15 protein-coding genes are annotated in these 17,889 nt (G+C 64.8%); 5 read left to right on the top strand and 10 right to left on the bottom strand.

What is annotated here, in order from left to right; translation table 11 throughout:
• The first annotated feature begins 89 nt into the window (after positions 1–89).
• Positions 90–623 (top strand): hypothetical protein, encoded by a 534-nt coding sequence (locus tag OKW37_RS20355; RefSeq protein WP_429404464.1) that lies wholly within the window; start codon positions 90–92, stop codon positions 621–623.
• A gap of 59 nt (positions 624–682) precedes the next feature.
• Here OKW37_RS20355 and OKW37_RS20350 read toward each other — a convergent pair whose 3' ends face one another.
• The 4 genes from OKW37_RS20350 to OKW37_RS20335 form a co-directional block, all read right to left on the bottom strand.
• Positions 683–2,263, bottom strand: coding sequence for a DEAD/DEAH box helicase (locus tag OKW37_RS20350; protein WP_429404466.1), 1,581 nt, complete (start codon positions 2,261–2,263; stop codon positions 683–685).
• 224 nt (positions 2,264–2,487) lie between these two features.
• Positions 2,488–3,108, bottom strand: a complete 621-nt coding sequence (gene trhA, locus OKW37_RS20345) for a PAQR family membrane homeostasis protein TrhA (protein ID WP_035471054.1) — start codon at positions 3,106–3,108, stop codon at positions 2,488–2,490.
• A gap of 132 nt (positions 3,109–3,240) precedes the next feature.
• Complete coding sequence (locus OKW37_RS20340) at positions 3,241–4,542, bottom strand: c-type cytochrome (RefSeq protein ID WP_429404468.1); 1,302 nt, start codon at positions 4,540–4,542, stop codon at positions 3,241–3,243.
• A gap of 21 nt (positions 4,543–4,563) precedes the next feature.
• Positions 4,564–5,295, bottom strand: coding sequence for a c-type cytochrome (locus OKW37_RS20335; RefSeq protein ID WP_429356121.1), 732 nt, complete (start codon positions 5,293–5,295; stop codon positions 4,564–4,566).
• A gap of 394 nt (positions 5,296–5,689) precedes the next feature.
• On the opposite strand from OKW37_RS20335, the gene copC reads away from it, so the two are divergent.
• Both copC and OKW37_RS20325 read left to right on the top strand, forming a co-directional pair.
• Positions 5,690–6,067 carry a copper homeostasis periplasmic binding protein CopC gene (gene copC / locus OKW37_RS20330; protein ID WP_090801770.1) on the top strand — a complete coding sequence of 126 codons (378 nt, stop codon included), beginning with the start codon at positions 5,690–5,692 and terminating at the stop codon, positions 6,065–6,067.
• Complete coding sequence (locus tag OKW37_RS20325) at positions 6,064–6,993, top strand: CopD family protein (protein ID WP_429404471.1); 930 nt, start codon at positions 6,064–6,066, stop codon at positions 6,991–6,993. The genes copC and OKW37_RS20325 overlap by 4 nt, the downstream gene beginning before the upstream one ends.
• Positions 6,994–7,128: 135 nt before the next feature.
• Here the strand turns inward: OKW37_RS20325 and OKW37_RS20320 are convergent, their stop codons facing one another.
• Both OKW37_RS20320 and dgoD read right to left on the bottom strand, forming a co-directional pair.
• On the bottom strand, positions 7,129–7,431 hold the full coding sequence (locus OKW37_RS20320; RefSeq protein WP_090801767.1) for a hypothetical protein: 303 nt from the start codon (positions 7,429–7,431) through the stop codon (positions 7,129–7,131).
• A 247-nt stretch (positions 7,432–7,678) separates the two neighbouring features.
• On the bottom strand, positions 7,679–8,827 hold the full coding sequence (gene dgoD, locus OKW37_RS20315) for a galactonate dehydratase (RefSeq protein WP_090801766.1): 1,149 nt from the start codon (positions 8,825–8,827) through the stop codon (positions 7,679–7,681).
• A 172-nt stretch (positions 8,828–8,999) separates the two neighbouring features.
• Here dgoD and OKW37_RS20310 point away from each other — a divergent pair, with 172 nt between their 5' ends.
• Positions 9,000–9,713, top strand: a complete 714-nt coding sequence (locus tag OKW37_RS20310) for a FadR/GntR family transcriptional regulator (RefSeq protein WP_429404473.1) — start codon at positions 9,000–9,002, stop codon at positions 9,711–9,713.
• Positions 9,714–9,736: 23 nt separating this feature from the next.
• Here the strand turns inward: OKW37_RS20310 and OKW37_RS20305 are convergent, their stop codons facing one another.
• Positions 9,737–11,206, bottom strand: coding sequence for a DHA2 family efflux MFS transporter permease subunit (locus OKW37_RS20305; protein WP_260321050.1), 1,470 nt, complete (start codon positions 11,204–11,206; stop codon positions 9,737–9,739).
• Positions 11,207–11,411: 205 nt separating this feature from the next.
• Here OKW37_RS20305 and OKW37_RS20300 point away from each other — a divergent pair, with 205 nt between their 5' ends.
• Complete coding sequence (locus OKW37_RS20300) at positions 11,412–11,855, top strand: MarR family winged helix-turn-helix transcriptional regulator (protein WP_184050828.1); 444 nt, start codon at positions 11,412–11,414, stop codon at positions 11,853–11,855.
• Positions 11,856–11,931: 76 nt separating this feature from the next.
• On the opposite strand, the gene OKW37_RS20295 is transcribed toward OKW37_RS20300, so the two are convergent.
• The 3 genes from OKW37_RS20295 to uca form a co-directional block, all read right to left on the bottom strand.
• Positions 11,932–12,270, bottom strand: a complete 339-nt coding sequence (locus tag OKW37_RS20295; protein ID WP_429408357.1) for a hypothetical protein — start codon at positions 12,268–12,270, stop codon at positions 11,932–11,934.
• 114 nt (positions 12,271–12,384) lie between these two features.
• Positions 12,385–14,217: an allophanate hydrolase gene (atzF, locus tag OKW37_RS20290; protein WP_429404475.1), complete on the bottom strand. Its 1,833-nt coding sequence runs from the start codon at positions 14,215–14,217 to the stop codon at positions 12,385–12,387.
• Between the two features lie 17 nt (positions 14,218–14,234).
• Positions 14,235–17,834 (bottom strand): urea carboxylase, encoded by a 3,600-nt coding sequence (uca, locus tag OKW37_RS20285; protein ID WP_429404477.1) that lies wholly within the window; start codon positions 17,832–17,834, stop codon positions 14,235–14,237.
• Between the last annotated feature and the right edge of the window lie 55 nt (positions 17,835–17,889).

Raw genomic sequence — 17,889 nt, 5'->3', positions numbered from 1 at the left:
GACGAAGCGAACCGGAGCCCGCTCATGCGGGCTTTGGTCTTTCCGAGGCATGATGGAGCTCTACCGACTACTTCGACTGGATCGATGGCATGAGCGCTTCCTCCTCCGCATCTACGTCCGCGCGTCCGCTCGAACAGATCGTGTTCGACGAATGGCCGGCCAACGTGCGCGCGTTGTTCGACGGTTCGTCGCTTGCGGACAAGCTGGGCTTCACCGCGTCGCTACTGAGCGTCGATGCGAACGGCCACGTGCGCACATCTCTGCTGAGCGTCGGCGAACTCTATGCGCCCGACTCGCGCACGCTGTGCATCGCGCTATGGCCGCAGGCGCGCGCGACGCGCGCGATCGCGCAAAGCGGGCGCGCGGCGCTGAGCTTCGTCTGCGATGCGGCGTTCTATCAGGTGCAGTTGCGTGTCGCGCCGCTGCCCAGTGTTGCTGGCGACGACAGCGGCCTCGTCTATCTGCTCGGCTCGATCGACACAGCGGAAGCGCAAAGCGTCCGTTATGCGCGCCTCACGGGCGGCATCACGTTCGAATTGCAAGGAGAGGGGAGTGTGGTGCTCGAGCGATGGGAACGGCAGGTCGAGCATTTGAAGCAGGCTGCCGCCGCGAGCAGCCATTAGTCTTCGAGCAGGGAAGCGCTAACGGCTGATGCGCGGGCAGCCTTCAGGCCGCGCGACGCTTAACGGCCACGGGCGCCGTTGCGCGACGGTTGCGCACCACGCGGCGCATCGTTGCGCTTCGCGCCGCCGCCGAGCAACGCGCCCGGATTGCCGTTGTGCGAACGATTGCCCTGCGGCTTGCGCGGCGCATGGTGCGCGGGAGCGCCATCATGCGCGGCGGTACGCGGCCGATCGTCGTGACGCTGCGTATCGCGACGCGGCTGATTGCCATTGCCGGCCGGCTTCGCACCTTGTGGCCGCGGCGTGGGCTGAGCGTTCGACGCAGGCTTGCCCGAACGCTGACCCGTGCCTTGTCCCGAACGCTGACCGGAGCCTTGAGCCGGCTTGGCCGGTGCGCCACCACCAGCACCGCCGTCACGACGCACCGCGCCTTGTCCCTGACGCGGCGAGCGCCCGCCGCCGCCCTGCCCGCGTCGCAGGATCGGCTCCGGCTTCGCGGTCGGGTCCGGCTCGAAACCGGCGATCACTTCCTGCGGGACCGGACGCTTGATCAGCTTCTCGATGTCCTTCAGCAACTGCAGTTCATCGACGCACACGAGCGACACCGCCTCGCCGGTCGCACCCGCGCGACCCGTGCGGCCGATGCGGTGCACGTAGTCTTCCGGCACGTTCGGCAGATCGAAGTTGACCACGTGCGGCAACTGATCGATATCGATGCCGCGTGCGGCGATGTCGGTCGCCACCAGCACCTGCAGCGTACCGTCCTTGAACTCGGCGAGCGCGCGCGTGCGTGCCGACTGGCTCTTGTTGCCGTGAATCGCGAGCGCGCTGATGCCGTCCTTCGCCAGCTGCTCGGCGAGGCGATTCGCGCCGTGCTTGGTGCGCGTGAACACGAGCACCTGGAACCAGCTGTGCTGACGGATCAGATGCGTGAGCAACTCGCGCTTGCGGTCGCGATCGACCGGGTGAATCTTCTGCGCGATCGTTTCGGCCGTCGTGTTGCGGCGCGCGACTTCGATCAGCGCCGGCGAGTCGAGCAGGCCATCGGCGAGTGTCTTGATCTCGTCGGAGAAGGTCGCCGAGAACAGCAGGTTCTGGCGCTTCGGCGGCAGCTTCGCGAGCACGCGCTTGATGTCGTGGATGAAGCCCATGTCGAGCATGCGGTCGGCTTCGTCGAGCACGAGGATCTCGAGATGCGACAGGTCGATGGTCTTCTGCTGCATGTGATCGAGCAGACGGCCCGGCGTCGCGACGACGATATCGATGCCGCGCCTGAGCGCATCGATCTGCGGATTGATGCCGACGCCGCCGAACATCACGGTCGACTTCAGCTTCAGATACTTGCCGTAGGCGCGCACGCTTTCTTCGACCTGTGCGGCGAGTTCGCGAGTCGGCGTGAGGATCAGCGCGCGCACCACGCGCTTGCCGCCGGCGGCCGGCGGCATCGAATTCAGGCGCTGCAGGATCGGCAGCGTGAAGCCGGCGGTCTTGCCGGTGCCGGTTTGCGCGCCGGCGAGCAGATCGCCGCCGTTGAGCACGGCCGGGATCGCCTGAGTCTGGATCGGAGTCGGGCTGGTGTAGCCGAGTTCATTGACAGCGCGGACCAGCGGTTCGGACAAGCCGAGGGAATCAAAAGACATAAAAGCTCTTTGCAATGCAGTGTCGCGAACGGCCCCGCTGGGCCCAAAGGACCCCAACGCGGAAAAACCAGCGCGGCATCGACACGCCCGCATGGGTGTTCGAGGCCGAGGCCCGGTTCCGTTCACGGAGAAATCGGCGGCACGCTCACAGATGTGCCGAATGTTTCAACGCGCTATGCAGACACGTCGACTGGCCTTAAGTTGCAATTCGTCGCCGTGGAATGTCACGCGACATAGCGCGCGACACTGACGAATTGACACAGACTGCCCGCCAGTACGAACAGGTGCCAGATACCATGTCCGTGGCGGATGCGCTCGTCGTTGATGAAGAAATAGATGCCGACGCTATAGATGACGCCGCCGGCCACGAGCCACGCGGTCCCCGCGGCCGGCAACGCCTGCACCAGCGGGTGGACGGCTACGAGCGCGAGCCATCCCATCAACACATACAGCACCATCGACACGCTGCGGGTGCGTCGCCCGAGCGTGAGTTCCTGCACGATGCCGAGGGCAGCGAGCCCCCAGCTCACGCCGAATAACGACCAGCCCCACGGTCCACGCAACGTGACGAGCGTGAACGGCGTGTAGCTGCCGGCGATCAGCAGGTAGATCGCCGAATGATCGCATTTCTGCAGAATCGCCTTCAGACGCGGATGGCTGACGCTGTGATACAGCGTCGAGATCGCATACAGCACGAACAGCATCGCACCATATACGGCGAAGCTGACGACCTTGTACGCGTCGCCGGCGAGCGCGCCCATCGTGACGAGCGCCGCCAGCCCCACCACCGACAGCACGGCGCCGACGAGATGGGTGATGCTGTTCAAACGCTCACCGAAGGGCACAACTCTTTCCTCCTGCACGGTCCCACGAGGGCAACCTCCAACACAAATAGCCCTACATGATACCGGTCCTGAAAAAACGAAGGGCGCGGCCGCGAATTTCGCAGGCCGCGCCCGGGGTGCGTCGAACGCTGCTTAGTCGAGCGGCGCCGAACGCAGGTCGGCCACTTGCTGCGGCGACACGGGCGTGCCGTGGTTGCCCCAGGACATGCGGATGTACGTCACGACCGCTGCGACTTCCTGATTCGACAGAGCTTGCGCGAACGGCGGCATGCCATACGGATGCGGGTTCCCTTCCGTGCTCGGCGGATAACCACCGTTCAGCACCATGCGGATCGGGTTGACCGCCGACGGCATCTGGATCGACTGGTTGTTCGCGAGCGGCGGGAATGCCGGCGGCCGGCCGAGACCGTTATCCTCGTGGCACTTCGCGCAGTTGTCAGCGTAGATCTTCTGACCTTGCTTCAGCAGTTCGCCGCCGAATTTTTCCGAGGTTTCGAGCTGCAGCGGTTCCGGTGCTTCGCTCTTCTGCGGAATCGTCTTCAGGTACGTCGCCATCGCGTTGATGTCTTCGGTCGACAGATACTGCAGGCTGTTGTGAACCACTTCGGCCATCGGACCGAACACCGCACCGCGGCTCGACACGCCGGTCTTGAGCAGGTCGGCGATGTCCTTGAGGTCCCAGTCGCCGAGCCCGGCTTCGCGGTTCGACGTCAGCGACGGCGCATACCAGTTCTGCAGCGGAATCAGGCCGCCCGCGAACGCGGCCGAGTTGACCGGGGCGCCCATCGCATTGATCGACGTGTGGCACATGCCGCAGTGACCAAGGCCTTCGACCAGATACGCACCGCGGTTCCATTCGACCGACTTGGTCGGATCCGGCTTGAACTCGCCTTCACGGAAGAACAGCGTGCGCCAGCCAATCAGCATGTTGCGCTGGTTGAACGGGAATTTCAGTTCGTGCGGACGGCTCGGCACGTTGACCGGCGCGACCGAGCGCAGATATGCGTAGATCGCGTCGGAGTCCGCGCGCGTGACCTTCGTGTAGCTCGTGAACGGGAAGCCCGGATAGAGCAGGCTGCCATCTTTCGAGCGGCCGGTGTGCATCGCGCGATAGAAGTCGTCCTGGGTCCACTTGCCGATGCCGTACTGGTCGTCCGGCGTGATGTTCGGCGTGAACATCGTGCCGAACGGCGTGGCCATCGGCAGGCCGCCCGCGAACGGCAGCCCGCCGCGCACCGTGTGGCAGGCGATACAGTCGCCGGCGCGGGCGAGGTACTCGCCCTTCTTGATCAGGTCGGCCTGGTCCGCGGGCGTTGCCGCCACGGCTGCGCCGCTGCTATGCAGATTGTCGCCGCCCGACCACAGGACGGGAACGAGTGCGGCGGCCGCGACCACGACGACTGCCGAGAGGGCGAACAAAGACTTGTGTTTCATTTGAATGTCTCTCCCGGCGCCTTATTGCGGTTCGCTGCCGCAGGCAAGCGGAGTCTTCAAGGAGCGGGCCGGAGCCGGCACGGGGTTTTGCGGAGCCTGCTGCGTGGAAAGCCAGGCCGCGACGGCGTTCACGTCTTCGTCGCTGAGGCGCGTGGCGATGGTGTGCATGCAGTCCGGCGCGATCGCGTGACGCGTGCCCGAGCGCCATGAACCGAGCTGCGCGCTGATGTAGTCGGCGTGCAGACCGACGAGACCCGGAATTGCCGGTTCCATACCGGTCAGTGCCTTGCCGTGGCAGGCCGCGCAAGCGGGCACCTGCTTCGATGCATCACCGTGCAGCACGATCTGCTCACCGCGCGCGAGCGTGGCGGCCGAGACGGTCGGCTTGGCCGGCGTCGGATACGGCGGGCGCTGCTGCGAGAAGAAGGTGGCGATCTGATGCAGGTAGTCGTCGGAGAGATACGTGACGAGGTAGTTCATCGGCGGGTACCTGCGGCGCCCTTCACGGAAGTTCTGCAACTGATTGAACAGATATTCCGCCGGCTTGCCGGCGAGGCGCGGGAAGTAGTCGTTGTCGGTACCTTGCCCATGCGAGCCATGGCAGGCCGTGCAGCCTTGCACGCGCGCTTCCATCGTGTCGGGGGCCTTCGGTTGAGTCTGCGCTTTCGCTGCGCTATAGACACCCGCGGTGCCGATCAACAGAAGGGCAAGCAACGGGCGGAAGAGGCGTCTTGAAGACACGCGTAACTCCATCGGAATCGGGGACCTGACCGAACTTCGGGCGGCTCGGTGTGAAGGACAGCCGTCGCTGCGGCGACGCAGCATTCTATCATCGAAGGGTAATCGTGACTATTTGCCGCATTAGAGACGGTTCCAGGTGTGACCGCCATGCGACAGTATGTCGCGTTATGCCGGTTTCGGACTTTGGTTGCGTCACGGATCGTGGTCGACGTCTTTGCCTCAAAAATAATCACGGCGCCGTCGCTGCAAGCGTGATGCCGCGTGACGCATTCGATCAAGCCAGGTTGAACCGATCCCCGCGCGCGCCATCGAAGCGTACACTTCCGGGCTCGCCGGCCGTCGTGCAGACGATGCGCCTCGCCGGCCCGCCTATGTTCCGTTCGTTCTCATCCGCTATCGGCCTTACATGAAGCTATTCGATTTCTCCTCGTCGACGCTGCGAGCGTTGATGTCCGGCGCGGTGGCGCTGGCCATGTCGTCCACCGCGTTCGCGCATGCGCATCTGATCTCGAGCGTGCCGGCCGCGAACGCCGACGCCGTCGCGCCTACCGACCTGACGATCCATTTCACCGAGCCGCTCGAGCCCGCATTCAGCAAGATCACACTCGCCGATGCAAGCGGCAAGCCCGCGACGCCGGGCGCGTCGACGGTCGATAGCGCGGACGCCCGCGTGATGCACCTCGCGCTGCCTCAGTTGACGAGCGGCCGCTATGCGGTGCACTGGATCGCGGTGGCCACCGACGGCCATCGTACCCATGGCGACTTCGCGTTCAACGTCAAATGAACTTCGACGGACTGTGGATCGGGCAGGTCGCAATGGCCACGCTCATGAACGTCTCGTTCGGCTTCGCCGTCGGCTCGGCGCTCCTCGGCGCATGGCTCGCGAGGGACGGGCTCCAGCGCACTTCACCGGCGCGTCCGGGCTGGATGCGCGCGCAACGCTCGATGCTCGCGGCCACCATCGTGCTGGTGCTCGCGGATCTCGGCTGGCTCCTGTATCAGGCGGCGTCGATGAGCGGTGTCGGGTTGTCCGCGGCGTTCGGCGTGGTGCCGACGGTGCTGACGCAAACGCATGTCGGCTATGGCTGGAGCGTCGCGTTCGGCGGCGCGCTGGTGCTGCTCGGCACCGCGCTGAGCCATGGCACGGGCATGCTGCGCAATACGCTGCTGTGGCTCGCGGTGCTCGCGATCGCGGCGGGTAAGGCGTCGCTCGGTCACGCGGCCGATGCCGGCGTGGTCTCGGCCGCGATCGGCATGCAGACGCTGCACGTGCTCGCAACGAGCGTATGGGGCGGACTCGCGATGGCCTCCGGCCTGGCGGTGCTGCCGGCGCTCGGGGCATCCACCGCGCGGGGCATGCTGATCCGCACGGCGACCCAGGTGTCGAACGTGACGATCGTCGCGGTCGCGTTGGTGTTGCTGTCGGGCGTCTTCAATGCGGTGCGCGACTCGGGCAGTTCGTTCGAAGCGATTCAGGCGAGCACGTGGGGTCATGTGCTGACGTTGAAGCTCGTGCTGGTCGCGCTCGCGCTGGTGCTCGGCGCGCTGAACCGGACATCGGCGCTGCCACGCCTGCGTCGCACCGCATCGACGATGGATGCGCACACCTTCGTCAACGTGATGTATCTGGAAGCGCTCGTGATGATCGGCGTGTTCGTCGTCGCGGCCGCGTTGTCACACACCGTGCCGGCGTTCGCTGCGCTCGGTTGAACGCGCGGCGCGGCATAGGCGATTGACCAATCGGCGATGGATGCGCGACGGCCGCGCGCGTCCATCGTGCGTCAGTTCTACGACAGCACCCGCGGATGCGCGCCGCATAAAACAGCGCCGCACTGCGAAGCCCGCTTACTCGAAGCCGAGGCGATGACCGAGAATCGGCGCGCAGAACAACGCGATCGCGCAGCCCGCGGCCTTGCCTTCGAGTTCGGCGCCGGCCGCGTGCGAGCCGACCATCTGCGTGAGCAGATCGAAGACCTGCGGCAGGCAGTACAGCACTGCCGCGGCGATAAAGCATTTCCCGACTACCGAGATGTTCCATCCGCGCTCGTACGCGAGCATCGCGCCGATGATGCGCAGCACGCCGAACGCAACCAGCGCGCCGACCGCCGCCTGTTCGCGGATCAGATAGTCAGGAACGAATTCGCCCATGGTGCTCCTCGCTGCATGCGTTGTTGGCATGCATTTCAGCAAGGAGCAGGCCATACGTATGTCCGATACCGAACAAACGTCGCGAAAGCCAGGCGGGATAAGGCTCGGCGGGGAGTGATGCAGGTCGGGGCGGCAGCGCTCGAACGCCGGTTCGAGCCGGCTGGTCCGGGAAGTTACGTTACTGCGACGGCCCGCGCGTCCCGTGGCCCGCCGGCGGCGTTCCGCCTGCTTCGCCCAGGTGTTCAGATCACCATTCGGCGACGCTGCCGTCCGCGTGACGCCACACCGGATTGCGCCAGCGGTGACCGACCTTCGCCATCTCGCGCACTTTCTCTTCGTTGACCTCGATGCCGAGTCCAGGGCCCTGCGGAATCGACACGAAGCCGTCTTCGTACTTGAAGACTTGCGGATTCTTGATGTAATCGAGCAGGTCATTGCCCTGGTTGTAGTGGATGCCGAGGCTCTGTTCCTGGATGAACGCGTTGTAGCTGACCGCGTCGATCTGCAGACAGGTTGCGAGCGCGATCGGGCCGAGCGGGCAATGCAGCGCGAGCGCGACGTCGTAGGCTTCCGCCATCGCGGCGATCTTGCGGCACTCGGTGATGCCGCCAGCGTGCGACGCGTCCGGCTGGATGATGTCGACGTAGCCGCCCGACAGGATGTGCTTGAAGTCCCAGCGCGAATAGAGACGCTCGCCGAGCGCGATCGGCGTGTTGGTCTGATTGACGATGTCGCGCAGCGCCTCGGCGTTTTCCGACAGCACCGGCTCTTCGATGAACAGCAGCTTGTACGGGTCGAGTTCCTTGGCGAGCACCTTCGCCATCGGCTTATGCACGCGGCCGTGGAAGTCCACGCCGATTCCGATGTTCGGCCCGACCGCCTCGCGCACCGCCGCGACGTTGTTGATCACGCCTTGCACCTTGTCGAAGGTGTCGATGATCTGCAGCTCTTCCGAGCCGTTCATCTTGACGGCCTTGAAGCCGCGCTCGACCACCGCGCGTGCGTTGTTCGCGACATCGCTCGGACGGTCGCCGCCGATCCACGAGTACACCTTGATTTTGTCGCGCACCTGGCCGCCGAGCAGCGCGTGCACCGGTACGCCGTGATGCTTGCCCTTGATGTCCCACAGCGCCTGATCGACGCCGGCGATCGCGCTCATCGTGATCGGGCCGCCGCGATAGAAGCCCGCGCGGTACATCACCTGCCAGTGATCCTCGATCAACAGCGGGTCCTTGCCGATCAGATAATCGGACAGTTCCTCGACGGCCGCGGCGACCGTATGCGCGCGGCCTTCCACCACCGGCTCGCCCCAACCGACGATGCCCTCGTCGGTCTCGATCTTGAGGAAGCACCAGCGCGGCGGGACGATAAAGGTTTCGAGCTTGGTGATTTTCATGGTGTGTGTCTCCGGTGTCGATCGAAGTTGGCGCTTACTCCGAACCCATGCAAAGCAGGTCTGCGGGCATGCAAAATTTCGGGGAATTCCATGCTACAACAAAACTGCATTAAAATACTATTAATAGTACTATTTGCCACATAGTGGTGAGATCTGCCGACTTACCGCCGCGTTGCGCGACGGGATCATCAACCGCGAGGAGAAAACCATTACGCACGATCTGCACGGGCGAGTCGCCCAACTGCTGGCGACCGCGATTCTGCGCGGCGACTATGCGCCGGAGTCGATCCTGCCTCGTGAAGCCGAGTTAATGGAGATGTTCGGCGTGAGCCGCACGGTGCTGCGCGAGGCGCTGCGCACGTTGACGTCGAAAGGGCTGATCGAATCGCGGCCGCGCGTGGGTACGCGCGTGCGGGTCAAGTCCGCGTGGAATCTGCTCGATGCCGATCTGCTCGACTGGTATTCACGCGTCGCCGAGCCGATGGCGTTCGCGCTCAAGCTGCAGGAAATGCGCGAGATGATCGAGCCTTATGCCGCCGGCCTCGCGGCCGCCGCGCACACCGACGACACGTTGGGTGCGCTTGCGGCCGCGCATACCGCGATGGTGGCGGCGCGCAACGTCGACGAATGGGTGCGCGCGGATCTGCAGTTCCACCTGCGCGTGCTCACCGCGTGCAGCAACGAACTGCTGATCCCGCTTGGCGCGCTGATCGAGCGCACGCTCGAGGCACAATTGCGGCTCAATGCAAAACGCGCCGATGTGTTCAACGCGTCGCTCGCCGAGCACACGGCGGTGTTCGACGCGATCCGCGCCCGCGATGCCGCCGCGGCGTACGCGGCGATGGCGTCATTGCTCGGCGTGACGCGCGGGCGAATCGAAGGCTAAGACGGACGTCGGCGCATTCGGTCTCAATCCATCGCCGCATGCGCGATCGACGCATCCGGTGCCTTGTGCGACGGCCGGATCAGCAGCAACAGCGGGATGACCAGCAGCGTCGCCACGAACATCAGCTTGAAGTCGTTCAGATACGCGACCATCGCCGCCTGCTGCGTGATCGACGCGTTCAGCGCCGCGATGTCATAGTTCGAGCCGCTGTTGAGCATCGACTGGAGCGCCGGATTGAACGCGGTGACGTTCGCAGCGAGGTCCGCGTGCGAGATCTGCGTGTTGCGCGTCATCAGCGTCTGCACGATCGAAATGCCGATGCTGCTGCCGATGTTGCGCATCAGGCTATAAGTCGCGGTGCCGTCCGCGCGCAGCTCCGGCGACAGCGTCGAGAACGTCAGCGTGGACAGCGGCACGAACACGAGGCCGAGTCCGAAGCCCTGGATCACGCCGGGCCACACGATGTCCGATGCCGATAGCACGATCGTGTACTGCATCATCTGCCACAGCGCGAACGCCGATATCAGGAAGCCGCAGAGCAGCAGCAGCCTCGCGTCGACGCGCTTGAGCAGCCGGCCGGCGATCAGCATCGCGACCATCGTGCCGGCGCCGCTCGGTGCGGTGACGAGGCCCGTGGTCGCGACCGGATAGCCCATCAGGTTTTGCAGCATCGGCGGCAGCAGCGCACGCGTCGCGTACATCACCGCGCCGATCACGAAGATGAACAACGTGCCGGTCGCGAAGTTCGGGTCTTTCAGCAACTTGTACTTGAAAAACGAGCGCTCGCCGATCGTCGCCGTGTGCACGAGAAAGAACGCGAAGCTGATTGCCGCGACGAGCGCCTCGATCACGATCTCGGTCGACGAAAACCAGTCGAGCTGCTCGCCGCGATCGAGCATCGCCTGCAATGCGCCGATCGCGAGGCCGAGCGTGATGAAGCCGAACGCGTCGAACTTCACGTCGTGTTTCGGCTCGCGCGTCGGCAGGAAGCTCGCGACGCCGAACAGCGCGATCGCGCCGATCGGCACGTTGATGAAGAACACCCAGCGCCAGTTGTAGCTATCGGTGAGCCAGCCGCCGAGCGTCGGGCCGAGGATCGGCCCGACCATCACGCCCATGCCCCACACGGCCATCGCCTGGCCCTGCTTTTCGCGCGGGTTGATGTCGAGCAGGATCGACTGCGACAGCGGCACCAGCGACGCGCCGAAGATCCCTTGCAACAGACGCGACACGACGATCTGCGACAGCGTCTCGGAGAGTCCGCACAACGCGGAAGACACGGTGAAGCCGCCGATCGCGATCAGCAGCAGCCGCTTCACGCTGAGGCGATCCGCCAGCCAGCCGGTGAGCGGCGTGGCGATCGCGGCGGCGACGATATAGGAGGTCAGCACCCACGTGATCTCGTCCTGCGACGCGGACAGCGTGCCTTGCATATGCGGCAGCGCCACGTTGGCGATCGTGCTGTCGAGCGTCTGGATCAGCGTCGCGAGCATGATCGAGATCGTGATCATCGGCCGGTTGAGCAGCTCAGTGGCGCTCGTCGACGTGGAGGCGGAAGACATGAATGGTGGGGAGGGTCGATATAGTAAGCATGCTTAGTATATCGTCAATACGGGTTGGCGCTATCGGGAGTTGTGCTGAGGATAGAACGCACACGCAGTCGCGCTGTACGCCGAAGTGCTTCCGTATAATCCGCGCATGAAAACCCAATTCGAAGAGCGCTTCGGCTTTCTGATCTACGACGTCGGCCGGCTGGCGGGCAAGCGGTTCGACGATCTCGCGAGGTCGTCGGTCGATCTGACGCGCGCGCAGTGTCGCGTGCTGGCCTATCTCGGCCACTACGGCGACATCAATCAGGCCCGGCTGGCGGATCTGCTCGAGGTCGCGCCGATCTCGGCGGGCCGGCTGCTGGACCGGATGGAGGAGGGCGGCTGGATCGAGCGGACCGCGAATCCGCAGGATCGCCGCGAGCGCCAGGTGCGCATGACGCCGAAGGCTGAGCGCACGCTCGGCAAGGCGCGCAAGGTCGGCGACGAGGTCGCGCTCGAAGCGCTCAATGGTTTCAGCGATGAAGAAGCGGCGCAGTTGATCGCGCTGCTGCAGCGGGTGCGCGGCAATCTGAGCCGGCTGGTGGATCGCTGAAGCGTCGCGGTGTTGGCGCGACGCCGAAGTCTTTCGCGCGAGCCGGGGTTACGTCGAGCTCGCGCTTCAAATCACGTTATCTGGATTCCGACGCCGGCGTGGCGCCGCTCGGCGGTACCAGCTCGTAACAGCCCGGCGCCACCGCCGTTTTTGCTTTTGTATCCGGTTGCTGCGTATCGATGCATTTGAACGCGCTCTGATCGCGCTGCACGAAGATCGTGTCGGCGGGACCGTTGTTGACCACGGCGACGATCTTGTAGCCGTCCTGCAGCAGCGTCGCGAGCATGGTGGAACTGGCGCGCCATTGACTGTCGGCGGTGCTCGGCGTTTGAGCTTGTGCGATGAGGGCGGCGGTCGTGCCGGCGAGCGTGAGCGCAGCGGTGGTTGCGGCGAGCGCGACGGTGCGGAGCGTCATTAAGGAACCTCTCGAAGTTGCGACGGAATTGCGGAAGGAAGCCGGAGGTGCCAACAAAACCCGCGGCGCTTCACTGCCCATATCCTGCGACGCCGCTGCTCATCGTTCGTTCCATCAGAAACTCGCGCAACGCTCGCTGGCAAGCCATGCTCGCCATCCGCCAAACTCCGAGATATCGGTTCCCGACTGCACGCCATACGGCTCGCAGAGGAAACCGGTAGCCCACGAACCGTCGACGAGTTCGACCTTCCCCAGAACCAGCGGAGACGGAACGGTCGAAATAAACGAGCCGAACTCCGCGCTGGGCATTTCCCACACTTCGACAGCAATTTTTGCGCCGCCATCGGTGACGCGCCACAGGCCTGGACGCCTCGTGCCTTCCGCCGACGCAGGCAGCGCCGACAACCGGTATTGCGCGGCAGTCTGAGTGGCCTGCAAGAGCCGCGCGCGTCGGGCAAGCAGATCGCGGTTGAGGGGCAAACCTTGCATGTGTGCGCCGCAGACCGCGATGCGCATGCGATCGTGGCTCGCCGCGCATCGTTCGCCGCGCGGCTCCGGCTCGACGGTTAGACCTCCGACGCAGTGCACGCCGCTCTTTCGTTGCAGCAGGTCGGCCACACCCAACAGATACTGGTCGGTGAACGCGCGGCCAAAGACGGTCACGCCCCAGGGCAGACCATTCTTCATGAAACCGGTCGGCGCAGCGACGGCGGCATAGTCCAGCAGATTCATGAAGTTCGTGTAATAGCCGAGCAGGGAGTTCGGACCAATGGGGTCGCGCTCCAACTCGTCGAGCGTCACGGCACGCGGATACGTCGGCGTCAGAACGAAATCGAGTGAATCGATCGACGCATCGCAGAGGGCCTTCAATTCCTGCAAGCGGTACTGCGCGCGAAACAGTTCGACCGCGCTCGCGCCGGGTGCCTTCGCCAACACATTGCGAATGACGGGCAAAACCGCAGCGGGTTTCTCCGTCATCAACTCGCCCGCCACGCTGTAACGCTCGGCCACCCACGGCCCCTGATAGAGCAGATTGGCGGTTTCGACAAACGGCGTGAAGTCGATTTCGACAGCTTCACCACCTGCTTCTTCGAGCAACGCGCGCACCTTCGCGAACAGCCCGGGGCTCTCGGAACAGCCGGCGAATTCCAGTTGCGCCGGCACGCCGAACTTGAACGCCGTGGGCTCGCCAAACGCGCGTGCCGTATTCCATTGCGGATTCGCGCGGCTGTATGCATCGCGAGGGTCGGGGCGCGCGCTCAACGCAAGCAGTTCGCTCGCTTCTTCCGCCGTCGCCGTGAAGAACGTCACGCAATCGAGCGTGCGGCACGCGGGCACCACACCAGCGGTGGACAGCAGGCCTTTAGTCGGCTTGAGACCGACGAGATTGTTCAGCGCGGCAGGCACGCGACCGGAACCGGCCGTGTCGGTCCCGAGCGCGAAACTGGCGACGCCGAGCGCGACCGCGAGTGACGACCCCGCGCTCGAGCCGCCCGACGGATAGTCGGGATGCACGCTATTGCGACACTTGCCATACGGCGACCGGGTGCCGTTCAGACCGGTCGCAAACTGGTCGAGATTGGCTTTGCCGAGCGGCACCGCGCCGAGCGCGATCAATTGCGCAACGACGCTCGCCGATCGCGACGGCGTGTACGCGAACGCGGGGCACGCGGCGGTTGTCTGAATGCCGGCGAGATCGATGTTGTCCTTGATCACGAACGGAACGCCATAGAGCGGCAGGCTTTCGACCTCCTGCGTGTCTAGCCAGTCGAGGTAGGGCGCGACTTCATCTTCGGTCAGAAGATGGATGAACAGATTGAACGATGGATTGAGCGCCGCAGCTTTTTCGAGCAGTTCCGCGACGAGCCTGCGCGGTGTGAGCGTTCCATCACGGTATGCGGAGCGAAGTGTCGGGAGGCGAAGATCGAATGACGAGAATGAAGACATGGTTTGCGTCCAGATAATTAGTGACGTTCGACGACGGCGACGCGTTGCCCCGCGCGCACGGGCGAACCCGGCGCCACGTAGATCTCGCCGACCGTTCCGGCGCACGGCGCACACACCGAGATTTCCATCTTCATTGACTCGATGATGAGCAGCACGTCGCCCGCGTCGACCGCGTCGCCGGTTTTCACCTTGACTTGCCAGAGGCTGCCGGCGATCTCGCTGTCCACGGCGACTTCGCCGTCGTGAAGCGGAGCTGACTGAGTGTCTTCGGTGAGCGGCGTCTCGAACGTGACTTCCGAGGTGCCCGCTTCACGCCACCGCTCGCGCTCGGCCTGGAAGGCCGCCTGCTGTCTTGAACGGAACTGCTCGATGCTGGCGGATTCGCTAGCGAGAAACGCCTGATAGTCCCGCAACGAAAGCTCGGACTCTTCAATCCGCAACGGAAAACGCCCAAGCGGAAAGTCCGCGCGGATGCGCAACAGTTCGTCGGCCGATACTTCGTAGAAACGAATCTGGTCGAAGAAGCGCAGCAAATAATGCTGTCCGGCGAAATCCGCGACTTCGCGGTAGCGATTCCACATCTGCAACGTGCGGCCGACGAATTGATAGCCGCCAGGCCCTTCCATGCCATACACGCACAGATACGCGCCGCCGATGCCGACCGAGTTCTCCGCGGTCCACGTACGGGCCGGGTTGTATTTCGTCGTGACCAGCCGGTGACGAGGGTCGAGCGGTGTCGCGACGGGTGCGCCGAGGTACACGTCGCCGAGGCCCATCACCAGATAGCTCGCATCGAAGACGATTTGCCTGACCGCGTCGATGGAGTCGAGGTCGTTGATGCGGCGAATGAATTCGAGGTTGCTCGGGCACCACGGCGCGTTCTTGCGCACGGTAGTCATATATTTTTCGATCGCGAGCTGGCACGCGGGGTCGTCCCATGACAGCGGCAGATGAACGACCCGCGACGGCACGCGCAGATCCTTGTGCAACAAGACCTCGTCCCACGCCCGCGCGACGATGTCGAGCAATCTGACGAGCGGCAGATCCTCGGGCCGGTAGTGGATCTGCAGCGAACGGATGCCCGGCGTGAGATCGATGACGCCAGTCAGATGCTTCGCTTCGAGGGACTGCATCAGCGCATGTCCGCGAAACCGTGCCACGAGGTCGAGTTCCGCTGGACCGATCTCGAGCAGCAGATGTGTGTCGCCGGATACACGCGCGACGAGTCTGTCGCGGTCCGTCCCGGTATCGAGCACGATCGGCGACGTCAGCGATGCTCTTCTTTCGCTCGGCGCACTTGGTGCAATCTCGAGGCTCTCCAGTTCTCGACGACGCTCACGCGCAGCCTCACGCGCTTGTTCGACTTCGACGGGCGCGAAACGGATCTTGTCGCCTGCTTTCAGCTGGCCGATCTGCCAGAGGTCCGCCTCGATGATCGTCACCGGACAGACGAAGCCGCCGAGACTCGGGCCGTCGGGTCCGAGAATCACGGGCATGTCGCCGGTAAAGTCGACGGCGCCGACCGCGTACGGATTGTCGTGAATGTTCGACGGATGCAGTCCAGCCTCGCCGCCGTCCTCGCGCGCCCACTCGGGTTTCGGTCCGATCAGGCGCACGCCGGTACGGCTGGAGTTGAAGTGAACCTCCCACTCGGTGTCGAGCAGCTGCGCGATATAGCGGGCGCTGAAGTATTCGGGTGCGCCGTGCGGGCCATAGATCACGCGAACGGTGCGCACGCCGTCGAGCGTCGGCGCGTCGACGAGCGCCGCGCCGGCTTGCGCATCGCCGAGCGGATAAAGATGCAGCACGTCGCCCGCGCGGATCGCGCGGCCGCCATGTCCGCCGAACTGGCCGAGCGTAAAGGTGCTGCGGCTGCCGAGATACAGTGCGACGTCGAAGCCGCCGCGCACGCACAGATAAGCGCGCGCGCCCGCGCCGCGTATCGTGCCGAGCGCAAGCGTCGAACCCGCCGGCACATGGAGGCTCGTGTTCAGCGGCTGAGCGACATCGTCGAGCAGCACCGGAACCTGCGCGCCGGTGATGGCGACCACGGCATCCGTGTTGAAGCGCAGCGTCGGCCCGCTCATCGTGACTTCGAGAGCGGCGGCGTCGGCCGCATTGCCGAGCAGGCGATTGCCGAGCCGCATCGCCCGGTCATCCATCGGCCCCGACGGCGGGATGCCGACTGCCCAGTAGCCCAGGCGGCCGGGATAGTCCTGCACCGTCGTCTGCGTGCCGCCGCTGATGACTTCGACCGTGCTGGCCCGATACCTGAGCCCTTCGAGACATCGAGTCCACGGTTCGCCCGACGCAAACGGCCGGTCGCGCAGAATCTGGCGCAGATAGTCGCGATTGGTCTCGACGCCGTAGAGTCGGGTGTTGCGCAGCGCAGCGTCGAGCGCATCGCGCGCTTCATCGCGAGTCGGCGACCACGCGATCACTTTCGCGAGCATCGGGTCGAAGTAAGGCGGCACTTCGCAACCGGCCTCGATCCATGTATCGATGCGCAATGCGCGCCCGTCAGCGTGCGGGAACGCGACCTCGGTCAAGAGGCCCGGACTCGGTTTGAAATCACGCCCCGGATCTTCCGCGTAGAGTCGCGCCTGGATCGCGTGCCCTCGCGGCGTTAGACTCGCCGCCAGGTGCTTCAGCGGCGCGAGCGTGCCGGCCGCCAGTTCGATCATCCAACGCACGAGGTCGACGCCCCACACCTGTTCGGTGACGCCGTGCTCGACCTGCAGACGCGTATTGACTTCGAGGAAGTAGAACTGTTCGGCGGCGCTGTCGTACACGAATTCGACGGTGCCGGCGGAGCGATAGTCGACGGCTTTCGCGAGCTTGACCGCTGCCTCGCAGAGCGCGGCCTGAATGCCGTCCGGCAGGCAGGGGGCGGACGTTTCCTCGAGCACCTTCTGATTGCGCCGCTGCACCGAGCAGTCACGCACGCCAAGCGCGAGCGCGTCGCCTTTGCCGTCGCCGAATACCTGCACTTCCAGATGCCGCGCCCGTTCGATGTACTTCTCCAGAAACACGCCGGCATCGCTGAAATTGTTTTCGCCGAGGCGCTTCACGGCATCGAAATGGGCGCCGAGTTCGTCGGCGTTCCAGCACACCCGCATGCCGATGCCGCCGCCGCCCGCGGTGCTCTTCAGCATCACCGGATAGCCGATGGCCTGTGCCGCCGCGAGCGCCGCCGGCAAGTCCGCGAGCAGCCCGGTGCCTTCGAGCATCGGCACCCCTTCGTTGGCCGCGATTTCGCGGGCCGTGTGCTTGAGGCCGAACGCGCGAAGCTGCGCGGGTGTCGGTCCGATGAACGCGATGCCGGCCGCTTCGCAGGCTTCGCCGAACGCCGCGTTCTCCGATAAGAAGCCGTAGCCGGGATGGATCGCCTGCACGCCTTCGCGACGCGCAATCGCGAGGATCTTGTCCACGTCGAGATAAGTCAGCGCGGCCGGACCCTCGCCGAGCGCATGCGCGACAGGCGCTTCGCTGACGTGGCGGCTCGCTCGGTCGGCTTCCGCATAGATGGCGACGCCGGTGACGTCGAGTTCGCGCAACGTCCTGAGAATGCGGCACGCGATAGCGCCGCGATTGGCGATCAGAATCTTCTCGAACATGGAAGGTGTGTTGATTCGAAGGCGGGCCGTCCCGCCGTGGGAATGGCCGGCCGTG

The organism is Paraburkholderia sp. MM5482-R2 (assembly GCF_050436125.1).
Taxonomy (GTDB): Bacteria; Pseudomonadota; Gammaproteobacteria; order Burkholderiales; family Burkholderiaceae; genus Paraburkholderia; species Paraburkholderia tuberum.
The sequence above is the reverse complement of the archived record's forward strand: the minus strand, read 5'-3'. Positions and strand labels throughout refer to the sequence as shown.

What these genes read in the sequence shown, in the direction of transcription:
- OKW37_RS20305 (WP_260321050.1), bottom strand. Translation starts at nt 11,206, where the DNA reads ATGCTCGCGACGCTGATCCAGACGCTCGACAGCACGATCGCCAACGTG.
- OKW37_RS20300 (WP_184050828.1), top strand. Translation starts at nt 11,412, where the DNA reads ATGAAAACCCAATTCGAAGAGCGCTTCGGCTTTCTGATCTACGACGTC.
- copC (WP_090801770.1), top strand. Translation starts at nt 5,690, where the DNA reads ATGAAGCTATTCGATTTCTCCTCGTCGACGCTGCGAGCGTTGATGTCC.
- OKW37_RS20335 (WP_429356121.1), bottom strand. Translation starts at nt 5,295, where the DNA reads ATGGAGTTACGCGTGTCTTCAAGACGCCTCTTCCGCCCGTTGCTTGCC.
- OKW37_RS20355 (WP_429404464.1), top strand. Translation starts at nt 90, where the DNA reads ATGAGCGCTTCCTCCTCCGCATCTACGTCCGCGCGTCCGCTCGAACAG.
- atzF (WP_429404475.1), bottom strand. Translation starts at nt 14,217, where the DNA reads ATGTCTTCATTCTCGTCATTCGATCTTCGCCTCCCGACACTTCGCTCC.
- OKW37_RS20350 (WP_429404466.1), bottom strand. Translation starts at nt 2,263, where the DNA reads ATGTCTTTTGATTCCCTCGGCTTGTCCGAACCGCTGGTCCGCGCTGTC.
- OKW37_RS20340 (WP_429404468.1), bottom strand. Translation starts at nt 4,542, where the DNA reads ATGAAACACAAGTCTTTGTTCGCCCTCTCGGCAGTCGTCGTGGTCGCG.
- uca (WP_429404477.1), bottom strand. Translation starts at nt 17,834, where the DNA reads ATGTTCGAGAAGATTCTGATCGCCAATCGCGGCGCTATCGCGTGCCGC.
- dgoD (WP_090801766.1), bottom strand. Translation starts at nt 8,827, where the DNA reads ATGAAAATCACCAAGCTCGAAACCTTTATCGTCCCGCCGCGCTGGTGC.
- OKW37_RS20295 (WP_429408357.1), bottom strand. Translation starts at nt 12,270, where the DNA reads ATGACGCTCCGCACCGTCGCGCTCGCCGCAACCACCGCTGCGCTCACG.
- OKW37_RS20320 (WP_090801767.1), bottom strand. Translation starts at nt 7,431, where the DNA reads ATGGGCGAATTCGTTCCTGACTATCTGATCCGCGAACAGGCGGCGGTC.
- OKW37_RS20325 (WP_429404471.1), top strand. Translation starts at nt 6,064, where the DNA reads ATGAACTTCGACGGACTGTGGATCGGGCAGGTCGCAATGGCCACGCTC.